Here is a 16,904-nt window from a genome sequence, read left to right on the forward strand (position 1 = left end):
CTCCCATGGCTCGGCCGGGACGGCCGAGGCGACCGATGCGGACGTCGCCGGGGGTTCGGCATCGGCATCGGGGTCTGGGGCCGCTCGGCCGGGGGCCACGGGCACCGCGCGGACCGCCCCAGACGGCGGCAGTGCCCGTGAGCTCTCAACGGATCGCATACTGGGGAAGAGCGCGGACCGCGGCGGCTGATACATCACGACTCGGTAACGAGCTCGGACCGCGGCGAGCGCACGACGCCGCCGGCCGGCACGTCCTTGACGACCACGGCGTAGGGGCCGATCCGCGCGCCCCGGCCGACCGTGATCGCGCCGATGACGACGGCTCCGACCCCGATCTCGACGTCGTCCTCGATCACGGGGCAGTCATGCGGCGTGCGGCGATTGCCGAGCGTCACACCGTGGCGGAGCATCACGTTGCGGCCGATCACGGTCGCGGGGTTCACGACGACGCCGATGCCGTGACGCAGCCGGAGTCCGGGTTCGACGCGGGTCGTCGGGGGGATCTCGATGCCCATGATCCACTCCGTCACGAGCTTGTATCCCGCGGCGTGCGCGAGGTAGATCGCGCGGCCGAGGGGCCGACGGCTGCCCTGCCAGCGCTGGCAGCGGCGCAGCCAGCCGAGCACGAACCGGCTCTTCGGGTACCGCGCGTTCGCCGCCCGGTCAGCCTGGAGCGCCGCGCGGAGGCGATCGCGCGCGGCGCTCATGACGCGGCCTCCGCTCGCTCGTCCGCGGCGGCGCGGATCCGCTCGCGGCACCAGGCCGCGCGCCGCGCGAGGCGCGGCAGCACCGCGGCGCGATCCGTCGGCCGGAGCCGCGACGCCGCACAGCGGAACCGCCGCTCGAACTCGTCGAGGCACGCGGCCTTCTCCTCCGCGGGCAGCGGAGCGACCGCGAGGGCCGTGAGGCGCGGGAGCGGGGCGCCGAGCACGCGAGCCGACAGCTCCGCGAAGGCGGCCTGCGTGCGCTCGTCGTTCCACGACCGCAGGCGCCAGCCCTCGGCGGACGTGACCTGCCCCGGATGCACGCGGTAGAGAAGGGACGGGGCCGCGAGACGACGCAGACGAGCGCCCGACGAGGCGAGCCGCAGCCACAGGTCGTAGTCCTCGCTCGGGACGACGCGGTAGCCGCGAACGGCCTCGACCGCGGAGCGCCGAGCGGCCATGGTCGAGTGGGCGACGGGGTTCGTCAGGAGGAGATGGAACGGGAAGGACGCGATCCCGATGCCGGACGGCCACGGCGGGCGGGGCACCCCGGCTCCGTGCCAGGAGGCGACGGTCGTGAAGACGGTGTCCGCGGTCTTCAGGGCCCGCAGCTGCCGGCGGAAGCGGCCGGGGAGGACGACGTCGTCGGCGTCCATCCGCGCGACGAACTCGCTCGCTGAGGCTTCCAGCAGGGCATTCAGCGCCCGGGCGACGCCGCGGTTCGGGCCCGTCAGCACGCGCAGGCGCGGATCGTCGATGCGCTCGAGCGCCGCGAGCGTGCCGTCGGACGATCCGTCGTCCTGCACGACGAGCTCGGCGTCGGCTGGCAGGTCGCGCAGCGTCGACCGCACGGCGCGGTCGATCGTCGGCGCCGCGTCGAACGCCGGCATGAGCACGGAGAGCCGCGGCATGTCACATCCCTCGTCCGCGCGCGTTCAGGGCCGAGACGACGCGCCCGCCCGACACGAGGTGGAGGCCGACGCACATCGCGAGGTACGCGCGCGGCTGCAGGACGTCGTGGCGGATGGCCGCCCGAGCCCATCGCCGGGCAGGGGCGAGCGCGCCGAGCGCTCCGTGCGCGAAGGCGATCTGACCCTCGATCCGCGCGCGGCCGCGCGCGGATCGGGCGAACTCGGGGTGCTTGTCGAGCAGGTAGCTGAGGCCGTCGGCGATGCCGCGCCAGCGCTCGCTGAAGTACGACGGCCGGTCCCAGTGGACGATCGTCAGCGGTGCCGCGACCGCGGCGATGCGGCCGATCTTGGCCGCGCGCAGCAGCAGGTCGTAGTCCTCGCCGTAGCACGCGGGCAGCTCCTCGTCGACGAGACCCAGGCGCCCTCGCGCATCGGCGGTGCGCAGGAGGAAGGAGGACGGGTGCAGCTCGGTGATGCGCGAGCGGAGGAGGTCCGCGAGCGCGACCCGCTCGGGCGGGAGACGGTCGTGCGCGCCTCCCGTCGAGAGGATGCGGATGCCGGTGGCGGCGATGACGACGTCGGGGTCCTCGAGGAGCGGCAGCTGCGCCTCGAGCTTCCCGGGCGCCCATTCGTCGTCGTCGTCGCAGAAGGCGATGATCGGCGCCTCGGCCGCGAGGATCCCCGTGTTCCGACCGCCCGCGAGTCCGGGCGTCCGGTCGTTCGCGATCGTCCGCACGCGGTGGCGACCGCGCGGGAGGTCGGCGAGCGGATCGACCGCGCATCCGTCGAAGACCACGACGATCTCGAGCGGGTGCGCCGTGTCCTGAGCGAGCACGGAGCGCACGGCCCGCCGCAGGAGCTCGGGGCGGTCGCGGGTGGCGATGACGACGGTGACGCGGGGGTTCATGAGGACGGCCTCTCGAGAGCGGTGTCGTGGGGAAGGGCGGCGGCCGCCGGGAGGAGGGCCAGCACGAGCCCGTGCGGGAGCACGCCGTAGTAGAAGACCTCGACGAGGAGCACCACCTGCACGACGTGGACAGCGGTCATCCGCCTGCGCACATGGCGCGTCGACCACGCGAGCCAGAGGAGGGCGAGGAGGAAGACCGCGAGCGCGGGCAGGCCGTGCGAGAACATCACCATCCACACGTGACCCTGCGTGCCCGCGGACGGCGCGCCCTCCGTCCACGACGGGCGCGGCGCCCCGTAGCCGAAGACCGGGGACTGGAGGGTCCGCACGAGCGTCTCCTGGTAGAGGTCCGCACGGTCCTCGGTCGACGAGCTCGACTCGACGCGCCCGAGGAGCCGGTCTCCGACGTCGAGCACCGCGGCCGCGGCGAGGCCCACGGCGCACGCCGCCGCGAGGCCCGCGACGGCGCGGACGCGACCGGAGGCGAGGAGGATGAGGCCCCCGTAGACCGCCGCGACGCCGAGCCCGATGAACATCCCGCGATTGAGGGTGAGGAACGCGGGGACGAACGAGAGCGGGATCGCGACGAGGAGGCCGAGGAACCGGAGGTCCCGGGGGATGCGCGCCACGTACGAGATGACGAGCGGGAGGAGCATCGAGTACGCGTTGCCCCAGCCGTTCGTATAGAGGAAGGGAGCGGCCGGGCGCGGATCGAGGACCGTCCAGGCGTCCGGGTTCCACTGCGTCGCCCGCCGCACGACCATCTCGCCCACGAGCTCGTTGCTCTGGAGGCCGCGGGGGAGCACGTAGCCGAGCGGGGTCCGGAAGGAGAACTCAGGGGCGATCACGCCGAGCCATCCGCCTGCCACGACGAAGAGCCAGAACAGCGTGAGCATGCCGAGCAGCCAGTCGAGCGTGATCGTGCGGCGCGCGTTGTAGACGTAGAGGAAGGCGATCGTGATCGAGAGGTACTGCAGGGCGCGGTAGACGAACCCGATGAGCCGGCCGGGGGTGTCGATCCCGATCACCGACACGGCGACGAGAGCGAGGAACAGCAGCCAGATCCCGAAGCCCCGCGGCGCGCGGACGTCGCCGCGGCGGATCAGGAGCACCGCCATGGCCGCGGCGAGCGGGATCCACGCCATCTCGGCCATCCCGAGCGCCCACCAGAGGGGGAACGCCGCGAACATCGCGGTGATCGGCCACCGCGGCAGGTCGCCGCGGGCCTCCGTCGCGGTCGGCCGCGCCGGAGCCGGGGCGAACGCCGTGTCAGACCGCATCGGCGTACTCCTCGCGAGCGGGTGTCTCGTCGGCCGCGGGCGCGATCTCCCGTCGGCCGGCGCGGCGCCGTGATCGCCGCCGCTCGCGGGGGACGACGACGGCGCCGATGAGGGGCACCCCCGCGGTCGCGGACTCGTCGCGCAGGGCGGCGGCTGTGGTGCGGCGGCTCGCGCCCTCCTGCAGCACGACGACCACCGCGTCGGCCAGACGCAGCGCCGCGAGCAGGTCGGCCGTGCCGGCCGAGACCGGGACCGCGAGCATGACGAGCGTCCCCTCGGGCGCGGACTCGACGGCGACCCGCGCCTCGGCGGTGCGCGCCTCGCCGTGCAGGTCCGCGCGCCCGAAGCGGACGCTGAGCCCGGGCACGGCGGCCCGGGGCGCCGCTCCGGCCGATCGGAGGACCGCGAGGCGCCGCTCGGAAGGATGGGGGAGCACGAGCCGCACGGCGAACCCGCTCTGCGCGGTCGCCATCGCCAGCCCCGTCGCGACGGCCCCCTCCGACGACGTGTCGTCGAGCACCGCGACCGCGCGCGCCCCGGCGGGGAGGTCGGCGAGCAGGCGCTCGCGTGCGATGCGCATCGCCTCGGCGTCCGGCGCCTCGAGGGGCGTCCGCGGGTGCGGCGTGCGGAGCCTGGCGAGCACGCGCGCGCCGAGCGCGCGCGTGATCTCGGCTCCGCTGCGCAGGCGCCCGTCGAAGGGCTCGCGGAGGAAGGCCAGCAGGATGCCGACGATCGCGCCGATCCCGATCCCGGTCGCGGCCGTCGTGTAGCGCGGCGGTGCCGAGTCGATCGGGTTGTCGGCGGCTCCCGTCAGCACGCTGCCGCCCGAGGTGTCGACGCTCTGCAGCGCGTTCCGCTGCGACAGCAGGCCCTCGAGCTCGAGGAGGATCTGCTCCCGGTCGCTCGTCGCCTGCGCCTGCGCGGCGCCGGATCCCGCATCCGCGATCGCCGCGTTCGCCTCGGCCAGCTGCGCGTCGAGCTCGTCGATGCGCGTGCTGAGCCCCGAGACCATGACGTCGAGCCGGCTCTCGGCCTGCTCGCTGCGGTAGGCGAGGTAGGCGGCCGCGACGGAGTCCGCCCGCTCGATCGCGAGCGCGCGCGTCGCGGCCGTCGCGGAGACGTGGGCGATCGTGCCGCCCTCCGAGATCGTGACGTCGACGGTGTCGTGGATCTCGCGGGTCGCTTCGGCGTCGCCGAGCAGGGCCGCCGCGCGCTCGGCCACGACGTAGGAGCGGGCGATCGCGGCCTCGGTGGCGTCGTCCAGCAGACCCGACGCCGCGCGCTGCGGATTGAAGGGATCCGTCGTGATGACGGAGAGGTTGACATCGGTCGTCGCCGTGATGCGCTGCGGGGCGCCGAGCAGGTAGGCGATCGCGGCGATCGCCCCGATCGCGATCGCGGCGACGACGAGGCGCCACTGCCTGCGCAGCACGCGAGCGTAGTGATCGAGACCGAGTGTCGTGGTGTGTGCGGTGTCGGACATCGTGCTTCCCCCGGTGAAGCCGTCACCTCAGACGGCGGTGCTTGCGGCGCATCGAGATGCCCGCGTGGATGAGGTTCGCGATGAAGAGGAGGACGTAGACCGCGGCGAAGGCCGCGTGCGCTCCCCACAGCGCGAAGGCCCAGCACAGCGTGCCGGGGTCGGTCGGGATGAGCGCGACCGACTTGGCGACGCCGCTCGGCTCCGAGACCGAGCGGCCGTGACGCGACGCGAGCTGCTCCGCGAGGATCTGGCTCATGAACTGGCCCGACGTCAGGAGCGCGAAGCCGAGCGCGACTCCCATCAGCCAGACGTCCTGAGGGCGGTGCACGAAGCATCCGACCGCGACGCCCAGGTGGATCGCCGGGGAGCGGATCGCGTCGACGACGTGATCGAGCCATTCGCCGGCCGGGCTCGACGCCCCGCTGAGCCGGGCGACCTGGCCGTCCGCCGAGTCGAGGACGTATCCCGCCGCCAGGAGCACGGCGGCGGCGACGCCCGAGCCCGCGGACGGCGGGGCGGCCGCGATCACGGCGATGCCCGCCGCCGACATCGCTGCGCTGAGCATCGTGACCGCGTTCGGCGTCATCCCGATCCTCACCGCAGCGGCTGCGACGCCGCGCGCGAGGCGGCGATTGATCCAGCGCGTGTACGCGGGGACCCCGGCGCCGCTCTTCTGCGCCTGCGCGAGGGCGGTGCGCGAGGTGCGGAGGGCGCGCGCGGGCCGCGCCGATGCCGTCTGGGCGCTCATGGCGCCGTCACCGTCATCTCGAAGCTGTGGCTGTTCGCGGTCCGGTAGTTGGAGTGGACCTCGACCGCGATCGTGTTGGCCCCCGTGCGGAAGGCGGTCGCGGGGATCTCCGCCACGTACGGCTGCGCCATCGCCGTCGTGCCCGAGACCGCGGTGTTGGCGTAGGTGCTCGCGGTGACCGGGCCGGGGTCGATGTTCCTGCGGAGCACTTCCGCCCCGTTGACGTAGACGACGACCCCATCGTCGACCCGGACCGAGAAGCGCAGCGCGACCGCGCCGCCCGGGAGGTCGATGTCGTGCCGGTGGTAGCTCGTGAGCGGGCGAGGCGACAGCGACGTGTCGAGGGCGGTCGCGATGTCCGACGTCCCCCAGCCGACGGGAGCCGCGCCGCTGAGCCAGGAGCCGTCGTCGAACTCGGGAGCAGCCCAGTCGGACGGCGGCGCGGCGGTCGACCAGAGGGTCGCCCAGGTCGAGCCGGCGTCGATGAGCGTCGGCGAGGCCGGATCGGGCCCGGGAGCCGCCTCGGCGGGGACGGCCGGGGTGCTCGCCGAGCGGTTCCCGGCCGCGTCCACGGCGCGCACGGCGTAGAGCGTGCCGTCAGGAGCGGGCGGGAGAGCCGCCGACGTCCCGCCGACGGTCGCCACCACGCGATCGGCCCGCAGCACCTGGTAGGCGGTCACGGCTCGGTCGTCCGTCGCCGCCGTCCACGTGAGGTTCACGCCCTCGGTCGTCCTGACGGCCTTGAACGCGCCCGGCGTCGACGGGCTCGTGACGTCGGAGGGGGCGTGGCGCACGAAGCCGCCCGACCACTGGCGCACATAGCCCGCGCGGGTCGAGTAGCTGAAGTCGCCGCCCTGCCAGAGCGTGCCGCGCGAGTCGACGAAGAGGGCCCAGGCGCCGGCGCCGGCGCGCGTGTTGAGGATGCCGTTGAACGACTCGAGGTACTCGCCGCTCTCGGCGCTCCAGGCGCCGCTGCCGTAGATCGCGTGCGCGCCGGTCCACGCCGTCCCGATGCCGGGCCACACGGTCGCGCCCTCGTAGTTCGTGCCGAAGCAGTGGCAGCCGGCGTACACGGTCTCGCCGTCGGACGCGATCGCCTGGAAGTCCCCGCCGGCGAGCGTGATGTTCGAGCTCGCCATCTCCATCGTGTCGCGGCGGTAGCTCATGAGCGAGTGCTCGGAGCCGCCGAGCCAGACGCGATCTCCGACCTCGAGCACGGCCTGCTGGTAGCCCTGGCGGCCGCTCGTGCGATTGGAGAACACGACCGGCCACGGCGTGAGCGACTCATCGGCGGTCGACAGCACAGCGGCCTTGTCGGCGGGGCGCCCCTTCGACTGGCTGAAGAACCCGGCCGCGTACACGCGGTCGCCGTGAGCCGAGGCGTCGAGGCTGATGACGGTTCCGTTGAACTCCGGGTTCCACGCGTCGGGCACGCTGCTCTCGATCGAGAACCGCACGGTGTTGCGCGCATAGACCTGAGCGCCGGTCGCGGCCTTGGCATGGGTGAAGGACCCGCCCACGTACAGCCAGTCGCCCTGCACGTCGAGGGTGCGCACGACGGGCACGCCGCCGGAGAGGAAGTTCAGCAGGGCGCCCGTGAACGAGGCGTCCACGGCGCCCGTCGTCGCGTCGAGCACGACGAGGCCGGGGTGGCTCTCGCCGTTCACGGTCGAGAAGTAGCCGCCGACGGCGATGCGCCCGCCCGGGAGCGGCGCGAGGGCCTTCACCTGGTTGTCGAACACCGGGCGGAAGGTCGAGATCCAGGTGCCCGTGTCGCGCTCGAACGCCGCGAGATACCCCTGCTCGACCGCGCCCGAGCCGCCGGCCGAGCGCTGCACCTTCGTGAAGTTGCCGCCCACGAAGACGCGGTCGACGTTCTCGGTGAAGGCCGACACCTCGTTGCTGCCCTCGAGGGTCGAGGGACCGGCGCCGAGGCCGGCGACACCCCACGGCTGGGTCTGCGCGAAGGCCTCCGCGACCGCCGTGCCGGCCGTCGCGGGCGTGCCGCCGGCCGGGACCGGCGCGAAGACATCCGCGCTCAGGAGCTTCGGTCGGATGAAGACCTGCGTGAACGGCCGGGCGTAGCCCGCGCTCGTGCTCGGCGACCACAGGTAGCTCGTGCCGTCGGGTGAGCCCTTGATGTCGGAGCCGTACCCGAATCCCATCGCCCAGCCCTCGGCGGAGCCGGTGATGGTGCGCACGCGGATGAGCCCGTTGTCGTTCCCGAAGTTGCTCGTCGTCCCGCCGGTCCCGTTGCGGTTGCCGATCCGGAACGACCCCACGCGCTGCTGGTTGTTGAACTCCCACGTCCACTCGTCGCGCGGGCTGGTGAGACGGAAGCGCGTGTCCTGCCAGGACGTCCCGGCCGCGTTCGCGGCGCGGACGAGGCGGATGCCGTCGGCGAGGGCGCCGATCGGCTGGTCGTTGTTGAGCTGGTCGATGAGGGCGCCGGGCAGCTGCCGGGGCGTGAACGCCGCGGTGCCCGTCGCGGGCTCGCGCACCTGCGCGGGCGTCCCGGAGCCGAGGATGGACTCGGACCATCCCTGGCGTCCGCGCCCCACGAGGACCCAGCCGCCGCCATCCGTCTCCTGGTCGCAGTAGAACTGCTGCGCGGAGCCCATGGCGGGGGTCGCGAGCCAGTAGACGCCGCTCGGGGCGTCGGGGTCGACCTGCGCGACCTCCCAGCAGGAGGCCGCGGCCGTCGCCTCGGTGCGCCCGTCGGGGGCGGGCAGCGTCGGATCGGCGGCGGTCGCGGGGATCGGAGCGGCCAGCGTCGCGATGAGGGCGATCGCGGCGACCGCCGCGATGCGGGTGCGGAGTGTCATGAGCGGGCCCTTCTTCAGCACGCGGGGTCGTCGGGGAACGAACGGGAGAGGACGCGCCACGTGCCGTCCTCGTAGACGAGGTCGAAGAGGTGGGCGGCCCGCGGGTGGGTGTCCTTCTCGGAGCCGATCCGCTCGCCGTCGGCGTCGACGAGCTCGAGGCCGCTCGCGTCGATGCAGGCCTTCACCTGCGCGGTGGCGGGCTCGGCCTCCTCGTCGAGCGCGAGGATCTCGAGCCCGACGACCTGGGACTCCCCGACGTACGACCATCCGTTCGCCGAGAGCTCGAGCCACTGGGCCTCGAGCTCGGCGCGGTAGGCGCCGGCGGTCACGTCGGCGAGGAGCGTCTCGAGATCGCCGGGGCGGGCCGCATCCTCCGCGTCGGGCGGGGTGAGCACCTCCTCCACGAGCTCCTCGGCCGGGCCCTTCTCGAGATCCCGGTCGCCGAAGCGGCCGCGCCCCTCCGCATGCTCGTCGCGATCCGGCTCGGGAGCAGGACGGGTCGTCGCGGGCGGAGCCGGGCGGTCGCGCCGCGGCGGCTCCTCGGTCGCGACCGGCGTCGCGGATGCGGTGGGCGTCGGGGTCGCGGATGCCGTGGGCGTCGGAGAGGGCGGAGCCGCCTCGTCACCGGGGTCGGCGTTCGCGACGGCGCCCGCGAGGAGCGCGGCGCCGATCGCGACGAGCAGGGTGGCGGCGCCGGCGACCGAGCCGGCCACGGTCGCGGACAGCCGGGAGCGATATGGACTCATGAGGGGTCTCCTGTGGTGCTCCGCCGGATCCGAGCGAGATCGGCGAAGGCGTCGAGGTGAAGGGAGCGCGGGGCGAGCCGCGCCCAGGTGAGAAGGGCGCCGCCGCCGACGACGGCGGCGACGGCGAGGCCGAGCCAGGTCGAGCCGAGCAGCAGCCGGGCGCCGAGGGCGGCGGCCCCCACGGTCGAGAGCGCGATGAGCAGCGGGCGCACCCCCGCCGCGAGCGGCAGGGGCAGCGCGAGGGCGCGGTGCACCTGGATGGTCGCGAGGATCGCGTCGAGGAGGCAGGCCGCGGCCCACGCGACGGCGGCGCCGGTGACGCCCCAGAGCGGCACGAGCACGAGCAGGAGCGCGACGTCGGCCGCGACCGCGATCGCCTTGTTCGCCGCGGCGAGACCGCTGCGGCCGCTCATGAGGAGCACCGAGTGGACGCTGCCGGCGAGGAAGGTCACGACCGACCCGAGGCAGAGGGCGGCGAGCGCGACGGCGCCCTCCTCGAAGGATGGCCCGAGCAGCGACAGGGCGAGCGGCGAGAACACGGCCAGGAGCAGGTAGAGCGGTGCGCTGAAGAGCACGAGCCAGGTCGTCGCGGCGCGGAAGAGGTCGGCGAGGGCCGCGTGGTCGCGACGGTGCAGCAGGCGGCTGAAGACGGGCGAGACGACCACGCGGATCGCGGAGTCCACGAGCGATCCGGCGGACGCGATCCGCGTGGCGGCGCCGTAGACCCCGGCAGCGGCTGGGCCGGCGATGGCGCCGACGATGAGCACGTCGAGCCAGATGAGCAGCTGCGACAGGAACTCCGACACGACACGGGGGAGCGCGTAGCGGCGCAGGCGCCGCGGGAGACCGGACGACCGGAACGCGCTCGCGGTCATCGGCTCGACGCCGAGCGCGTCGACCCGCCGGCGGAGGACGAGCAGGGCCGCCGCGAGGGCGAGGGCTGCGGGCGCGGCCCACGCGAGGCTCGCGGCGACGACGCCGCCCCCTGCGGCGACGGCGAGGGCGACGGCCGCCGGCCGAAGCGCCGGGAGCCCGACGCCGCCGATCGCGACGTAGGGGCCGACCCCGCCGAGCGCTCGCTCCCCGGCGAGCGCGGTCAGCATCATCGCCGCGAGAGGGAGACACCATGCGGCCGCGGGAAGCGCCGCGGCCACGGGGCCGTCGAGAAGCGCGGCGCCGAGGGTCAGCGCGACCGCGCCGACCGCTCCGCCGAGCCCCGCGACGGCGATGAGGTGCGCGAGCGCGGGGCGGATGGCGCCGCGCTCGCCGTCGGCGAGGCGGGGCAGGATCCACAGCGCGGCGGAGTCGGCGCCCCACCGGGCGAACCCGAGTGCGATCGTGAAGAGCGCGATCACCTGCAGCACGATCCCCGCACCGACGTCGCCGAGCAGCCGGCCGAGCAGCACGACGAGCGCGAGTCCGAGGACGGCGCTCGCCGCGGACCCGGCGAAGCTCAGCGCGCTGCCCCGGGCGAGGGCGGCGCGGTCGGATGCGGCGACGGTGCTCATGCTGCCCGGTGGTGCGCGATGCGGGTCGGGCGCCGCGAGGCCTCGGCGAGACGCTGGCGGACGACGGCGGCGACGAATGCGGGGTTCCCCGCGAGATAGCGGCGCGCGAGCCGGCGCGGCTCGAGGCCCAGCCGCCACAGCCACTCGAGACCGGCGCGGATCATCCACTGCGGCGCCCGGCGATGCGTGCCGCTCAGCCAGTCGAAGAGCCCGCCGCAGGTCAGGACGACCGGCGGCAGCTGATCGCGGTGCCGCTCGACCCAGCGCTCCTGCACGGGGTCGCCGAGCCCGACGAAGAGGATCCGGGTGCCGTGCTCGCGGATGTCGCGGATGAGGGCATCCGACTCCTCGTCGGGGATGTACCCGTGGCTCGTGCGGATCGCGAGGCCCGGCAGCTCCTGCGCCATCCGCTCGGCCGCGGCCGCAGCCACTCCCGGGCGTGCGCCGAAGAAGTACACGGGCAGCCGGTCGCGCGCGGCGGCCGCGAGCAGCGGAGCCGCGAGATCCGTGGTCGCGACCCTCTCGGGCAGCGCCGCGCCCAGCAGGCGCGTCGCCCAGACGACGGACTGCCCGTCGGCGTAGTTCATCGTCGTCGTCGCGAGGAATCGGCGCAGCGTCGCGTCGTGGCGCGCGAGGTTCACGACGTGCGCGTTCACGCCGACGAGGACGTCGACGCCCGTCGTGCGCGTCATGGCGACGATCGCGTCGACGAGGGCGGCCATGGTGAGCGACCGCACGGGGACGCCGTCCACGATGCGGGCTTCGCCGAGCCCGATGCCCTGCTCGGCCGCCGCTGGCCGGCTGAGTGCTGCGGCGCGGGCGAACGAGGGGACCGGCAGCGCGTGGCCGGGGAGGATGACGGACATCAGTACGCTCCTTTCGGGCGGACCATCACCCTGACGGTGCGCCACATGATCGAGATGTCGTCCTGGAGCGACCAGTTCTCGACATAGCCGAGGTCGATCCGGACGCTCTCCTGCCAGGACAGGTCGCTGCGCCCGCCGATCTGCCAGGGACCCGTGATCCCGGGCTTCACGTAGAGCCGCCGCACGGTCGCGTCGTCGTACGCGAGGACCTCGCTCGGAAGCGGCGGGCGCGGCCCGACGACGCTCATGTCGCCGACGAGCACGTTCCAGAACTGCGGCAGCTCGTCGAGCGAGTAGTGCCGCAGGAAGCGGCCGACGCGCGTGACGCGCGGATCGCGGCGCAGCTTGAACAGTGGGCCGGCGCCCTCGTTCTGCGCGCGCAGCTGCGCGAGCTCGGCCTCCGCGGTCGTCCGCATCGACCGGAACTTCACGAGCCGGAACGTGCGCCCGTCGCGCCCCACGCGCTCCTGCGTGAAGAAGACAGGGCCCGGGGAGTCGAGAGCGATCGCGAGCGCGATGACGGGGGTGATCAGCGCGATGCCCGCGAGCGCGACCGTCGAGACGACGATGTCGAACGCCCGTTTGAGGACGAGGGCGCCGCCGTCGTACTCCGGCATCCGGAGGCGGACGAGGGGGAGCCCGCCCACCGCGTCCAGCGACATCCGGGCCCGCGCGACGTCCATAACGCCGTTCGCGACGATGAGCTCGGCGGCCGTGCCCTCGAGGCACCAGCCGAGGCGCTTCACGAAGTCGGCGTCCGAGGCGGCCGTGCTCGCGACGATCACGGCGTCCGCGTCGCGTCGAGCCGCCTCCTGCGCGATGTGCATCGCGGCCGCCTGCGTGCGCGGCGCCTCGTCGAACTCCACGGCGCCGACGACGCGGTACCCCGAGGCGTCGCTGCCGGTGATCGTCGACGACACGCGCGCGACGTCGGAGGGGCGGCCGGTGACGAGGGCGCGCGAGACACGCAGGCCCGCGGCGCGCTCGGCCGTGAGCCGGCGTCGCCAGATGGTGCGCGCGGCGAGGAGGCCGGCGAGCCCGATCGGCGCCGCGACGAACAGCTGCGCGCAGATCGCGGGGGCGCCGGTCACGACCAGGCCGAGGCCGAGGAGCCCGAAGACGTCGAGCGTGACAGCGGCGACCCGCGCGAGCTCGCGGCCGCGGGTGTCGTGGACGCTCCGCGGTGCCGCGATGGCGAGGCCGACCCACCAGAAGAGGCCGAGCGCGACCGCGAAGAGCACGGGGAGCGCGGGGGCGACGACCGCGGAGGACGGGGCGAGGGCGCCGCGTGCGGCGAGCGTCGTGGCGGTCGACGGGCCGGTCGAGGAGACGGCTCCGGCGACGAGCGCCGCGAGGGCCACGACGCCGGCGTCGGAGAGCAGCACGCGCGCCGTGTGGCGGCGCTCGAGGCGCCGTCTCCGCTCGAGCGAGGGGGCCACGCGCGGCGTGCGGATCCCGGGAGCGGCTTCGCGGCTCGCCCGCGAGGGGGAGACGAGCCGGCTGCTCGGCACGAGGACGAGCGCCCGCTCGAGCACGGTCACCGGTGTCCTCCGCCACGGCGCATGCGCGAGCCGGGTGTCCTCGTGGCGGATGTGGGTCCCTGCTCCCCGATACCGGAATACATCGCGTCTCCCCGCTGCGCCTCGCCGTGGACATCCGGGAGACGTGCGCTCGCCGGCGCCTCCCGTCACAGGGGAGGAGAGGCCAGCGCGGCATCTGATACATCACGGCTGGATAACGGCGCGCGGGCAGAGCCCGGTGCGCTCGGGCGCTCTTAGAGTGGCGGCATGAGCGACTGCCAGGTGAGCGAGATCGGCGGCCTCGACCAGTGGCGCGACCACTTCGGCGGCTTCCGCCCCGACAGCTCGCGCGACGGACGGCGCGTGGTCGACTTCGAGCTCGCGATGCAGTACATCGGGCTCACGGCGAACGCGCTGGAGCCCGGGGAGCAGGCGGGCTACTGGCACCGCCATGCGCGCGTCGAAGAGGTCTACGTGTTCCTCGAGGGGCGCGGTCAGATGGGGCTCGACGACGACGTCGTCGACGTCGGCCCCGGGACGATCGTCCGGGTGGGGCAGGGCGTCTGGCGCACGTGGCGCGCGCACCCCGAATCGGATGGGCAGCTGCGGTGGCTGTGCATCAGGGCCGGCGGGTACGAGCTGCCCGACCTCCCCGACGACAGCGAGCGCGAGCCGGAGCGCCCGCTGCCGTGGTGAGGTGAGCGGGGCTCACTCCAGGCCGAACGGGCGGCCCTCCGAGACCGAGATCGCGTAGGCGCGTGCGAGCTCCGACGAGACCCCGGGGCTGAGCCGGTCGACCATCTTCCGCGCGTGCGGTTCGATCTCGTCGACGGGGTGCCCCGTCCACTCGCGTCGGAACTCGGCGTCGAGCTGCTGCCACCTGTGATTCATCTCCTCACGGTCGCACGTCGGAGGGCGCCCTGTCGTGGGGTTGAAGCTCGTCGCGACGCGCGCTAGCGGGGACTGCGCGCGGCGGGGCCGCTCAGTAGGGTGGGGAGCGTGACATCGCTCGTCCTCACCGTCATCGGAGACGACCGCGCGGGCCTCGTGGCGGCGCTCGCCGACGTCGTCGACGCCCACGGCGCCAACTGGGAGAACAGCCGGCTCGCCGAGCTCGACGGCACGTTCGCGGGCGTGATCCAGGTCTCGGTGCCGCCCGAGCGCGTCGACGCGCTCCGCGAGGGACTGAAGGGCCTCGAAGGGCTGCTCACCGTGGTCGTGCGCGCCGCCGAGGAGGTGCACGCGCCGCGCGGCCGCAGCGTCGCGCTCCAGCTGCTGGGGCACGATCGTCCGGGCATCGTGCGCGAGATCTCCTCCGCCCTGCGCGCCCGGTCGCTGAGCATCGAGTCGATGGCGACCGAAGCGCGCGACGCGGCCATGGCGGGCGGGCGCCTGTTCGAGGCGACGGCAGAGCTGCGCGTGCCCGACGACGTCGACCTCGCCGACGTCGTCGCCGACCTCGAGCGGATCGCCGCCGAGATCCAGGTCGACGTCACGTTCGTCGAGTAGCTCAGACGGAGGGGCGCAGCTCGAACGCGGTCGCGCCCGTCGGGGCGATCTCCTCGATCGCGATGTCGTCCACGCGGGAGCCGGTCGGCCCCTGCCGCATCCAGTCGACGACCGCGTCGACGGCGTCGGAGCCGCCCTCGAGCTCGGCCTCCACGCGATCCGCGCCCACGTTGCGGACCCAGCCGACGACATCCCTGCGCTCCGCCTGACGCGCCGTGCTCCACCGGAATCCGACGCCCTGGACGACGCCCTCGACGACCACCCTGACCCGCCTCATGCGGGCCATCCTCGCATCGGATGGCCCGCAGCTGAAGGAGGTGCGCGGGCACCCCGCACGGCCGATCTCGCCGCGGGTCTTCCGTCTGCGACGAGAACCGGTCAGTATAGGCGCGGGGGAAACATGCAGCAGGACACTTCCGACGGCGAGTCGAACGACGCATCCGCGACGCGGGTGCGCTCGACGCGCGCCGCGCACGCGAGCGTCATCGTGGCGGCCCTCGTCGCCGCGGCCACCGGAGCCGGCGCCCTCGCGGCGGCCGGCGCGCCGCCCGAGAGCGAGCCGGTCGCGGCGGTCTCGATCGCGGTCGACGACGGCGAGGTGTCCGACGACCTCGAGCGCCCCGAGTCGCCGACCGCGGGCCTCTCGGATGAGGCGGCGGCGTTCGCCGAGGCCGGCGCGATCGAGGTGCCCGCGCTCGCCGGAAGCGACTACGGCGCGACGACCGTCGACGAGGTGACGAAGCTGCGGCGCGAGGCGCGCGAGAAGCTCATCCGCGCGGCGATCGCCGCGGGCATCGACGTCGACCTCTCGCGCCTCGGGGACGACGGCAAGCTCGCGTCCCTCGACACCTTCCTGTGGCCGATCGCGCACCCCGTGCTCACCGACCAGTTCGGGGCACGCAACGGTCGCCACATGGGCATGGACATCGCGGCGCCGGGCGGCACGCCCATCGGCGCGGCCGCTCCTGGCATCGTCGTGCTCTCGAGCGAGAGCCACTACGGCTACGGCGTCGCGGTCATGATCCAGCACGTCAACGGCGTGCGCACGCTCTACGGGCACATGACGCACGGGAGCCGCGTGGTCGAGGAGGGCGACTGGGTCGAGGCGGGCGATCCCATCGGGCTCGTGGGCAACACCGGTCGCAGCTTCGGGAACCACCTCCATTTCGAGGTGCACGTGAACGGCGTCCCGGTCGACCCGCGTCGCTACCTCGACGGGGCCGGCGAGCCGGTCGACATCAAGCCGTGGGCTCCTGATCCGCGCGCATCGCAGAACCCGCAGCCCGCCGAGAGCCCGCAGTCGAGCGAGCCGCCGAAGCCGTCGGAGAACCCGCAGCCCTCGGAGAAGCCGAGCGAGACGCCGAAGCCGAGCACGCCGCCGACGACACCGCCGCCGACGACCCAGCCCCCCGCGACGACGCCGCCTCCGACGAGCCCGCCGCCCACGCAGCCGCCCGCGACGACGCCGCCTCCCACGAGCCCGCCGCCCACGCAGCCGCCCGCGACGACGCCGCCTCCCACGACGCAGCCGCCCGCGACGAGCCCGCCGCCGACCGAGCCGGCGCCATCCCCCGAGACGAGCGAGCCGTCGCCATCCCCCGAGACGAGCGAGCCGTCCACCCCGTCGCCATCGCCGTCGCAGACCCATACGCCGGTCACGCCGATGCCGCTGCCGACGGTGACGCTGCCGGCGGAGTGACCAGGCGGCCGGGCAGTCCTGCCGCGGCCCGTTCCCGTTTCTCGACGCCTCGCCGCCTCGCCGCTTCGCCGCCTCGCCGCTGACCGAGCGCGGCTGGGGCCTCCGACGAGCCGCCGAGGCACCCCGACATCGGGGTTGAATTCGCGAGGGTCGGGATCACCTCTTCCGCCATCCCGTTCGGATGTCGGTGGTGGGGTT

Annotated in this window: 16 protein-coding genes; 3 read left to right on the forward strand and 13 right to left on the reverse strand. The window is 74.3% G+C overall.

What is annotated here, in order from left to right; translation table 11 throughout:
* Positions 1 to 194: 194 nt before the first annotated feature.
* From M1D46_RS04595 to M1D46_RS04645, 11 genes are read right to left on the reverse strand one after another with little or no spacing between them, the layout of a single operon-like run.
* Positions 195 to 707: a serine acetyltransferase gene (locus M1D46_RS04595; protein WP_324012744.1), complete on the reverse strand. Its 513-nt coding sequence runs from the start codon at positions 705 to 707 to the stop codon at positions 195 to 197.
* Entirely contained in the window at positions 704 to 1,615 is a 912-nt protein-coding gene (locus M1D46_RS04600; protein ID WP_456286755.1) for a glycosyltransferase family 2 protein, read from the reverse strand. The genes M1D46_RS04595 and M1D46_RS04600 overlap by 4 nt, the downstream gene beginning before the upstream one ends.
* A 1-nt stretch (position 1,616) precedes the next feature.
* Positions 1,617 to 2,522 carry a glycosyltransferase family 2 protein gene (locus M1D46_RS04605; protein ID WP_456286756.1) on the reverse strand — a complete coding sequence of 302 codons (906 nt, stop codon included), beginning with the start codon at positions 2,520 to 2,522 and terminating at the stop codon, positions 1,617 to 1,619.
* Entirely contained in the window at positions 2,519 to 3,802 is a 1,284-nt protein-coding gene (locus M1D46_RS04610) for an O-antigen ligase family protein (protein ID WP_456286757.1), read from the reverse strand. Before M1D46_RS04610 ends, M1D46_RS04605 begins: the two co-directional genes overlap by 4 nt.
* Positions 3,792 to 5,285, reverse strand: a complete 1,494-nt coding sequence (locus M1D46_RS04615; protein ID WP_456286758.1) for a hypothetical protein — start codon at positions 5,283 to 5,285, stop codon at positions 3,792 to 3,794. Before M1D46_RS04615 ends, M1D46_RS04610 begins: the two co-directional genes overlap by 11 nt.
* 22 nt (positions 5,286 to 5,307) lie before the next feature.
* Complete coding sequence (locus M1D46_RS04620) at positions 5,308 to 6,033, reverse strand: CDP-alcohol phosphatidyltransferase family protein (RefSeq protein ID WP_456286759.1); 726 nt, start codon at positions 6,031 to 6,033, stop codon at positions 5,308 to 5,310.
* Positions 6,030 to 8,858, reverse strand: a complete 2,829-nt coding sequence (locus tag M1D46_RS04625) for a fibrinogen-like YCDxxxxGGGW domain-containing protein (protein ID WP_456286760.1) — start codon at positions 8,856 to 8,858, stop codon at positions 6,030 to 6,032. The genes M1D46_RS04620 and M1D46_RS04625 overlap by 4 nt, the downstream gene beginning before the upstream one ends.
* A gap of 14 nt (positions 8,859 to 8,872) precedes the next feature.
* Entirely contained in the window at positions 8,873 to 9,604 is a 732-nt protein-coding gene (locus M1D46_RS04630) for a hypothetical protein (protein ID WP_456286761.1), read from the reverse strand.
* A complete protein-coding gene (locus M1D46_RS04635; protein ID WP_456286762.1) occupies positions 9,601 to 11,112 on the reverse strand; it encodes a lipopolysaccharide biosynthesis protein in 1,512 nt (503 codons plus the stop codon). Before M1D46_RS04635 ends, M1D46_RS04630 begins: the two co-directional genes overlap by 4 nt.
* On the reverse strand, positions 11,109 to 11,978 hold the full coding sequence (locus M1D46_RS04640; RefSeq protein ID WP_282980469.1) for a WecB/TagA/CpsF family glycosyltransferase: 870 nt from the start codon (positions 11,976 to 11,978) through the stop codon (positions 11,109 to 11,111). Before M1D46_RS04640 ends, M1D46_RS04635 begins: the two co-directional genes overlap by 4 nt.
* On the reverse strand, positions 11,978 to 13,519 hold the full coding sequence (locus M1D46_RS04645) for a sugar transferase (RefSeq protein ID WP_456286763.1): 1,542 nt from the start codon (positions 13,517 to 13,519) through the stop codon (positions 11,978 to 11,980). Before M1D46_RS04645 ends, M1D46_RS04640 begins: the two co-directional genes overlap by 1 nt.
* Positions 13,520 to 13,765: 246 nt before the next feature.
* Here M1D46_RS04645 and M1D46_RS04650 point away from each other — a divergent pair, with 246 nt between their 5' ends.
* Positions 13,766 to 14,194: a cupin domain-containing protein gene (locus M1D46_RS04650; protein ID WP_456286764.1), complete on the forward strand. Its 429-nt coding sequence runs from the start codon at positions 13,766 to 13,768 to the stop codon at positions 14,192 to 14,194.
* Between the two features lie 12 nt (positions 14,195 to 14,206).
* Here M1D46_RS04650 and M1D46_RS04655 read toward each other — a convergent pair whose 3' ends face one another.
* Positions 14,207 to 14,389, reverse strand: a complete 183-nt coding sequence (locus tag M1D46_RS04655; RefSeq protein WP_271174693.1) for a hypothetical protein — start codon at positions 14,387 to 14,389, stop codon at positions 14,207 to 14,209.
* Positions 14,390 to 14,497: 108 nt separating this feature from the next.
* On the opposite strand from M1D46_RS04655, the gene M1D46_RS04660 reads away from it, so the two are divergent.
* Positions 14,498 to 15,007 carry a glycine cleavage system protein R gene (locus M1D46_RS04660; RefSeq protein ID WP_456286765.1) on the forward strand — a complete coding sequence of 170 codons (510 nt, stop codon included), beginning with the start codon at positions 14,498 to 14,500 and terminating at the stop codon, positions 15,005 to 15,007.
* A gap of 1 nt (position 15,008) precedes the next feature.
* Here the strand turns inward: M1D46_RS04660 and M1D46_RS04665 are convergent, their stop codons facing one another.
* A complete protein-coding gene (locus M1D46_RS04665; protein WP_421076249.1) occupies positions 15,009 to 15,284 on the reverse strand; it encodes an acylphosphatase in 276 nt (91 codons plus the stop codon).
* Positions 15,285 to 15,407: 123 nt separating this feature from the next.
* Here M1D46_RS04665 and M1D46_RS04670 point away from each other — a divergent pair, with 123 nt between their 5' ends.
* A complete protein-coding gene (locus M1D46_RS04670) occupies positions 15,408 to 16,706 on the forward strand; it encodes a M23 family metallopeptidase (protein ID WP_456286766.1) in 1,299 nt (432 codons plus the stop codon).
* The last annotated feature ends 198 nt before the right edge of the window (positions 16,707 to 16,904 follow it).

It is taken from the genome of Microbacterium sp. JZ70 (assembly GCF_053903225.1).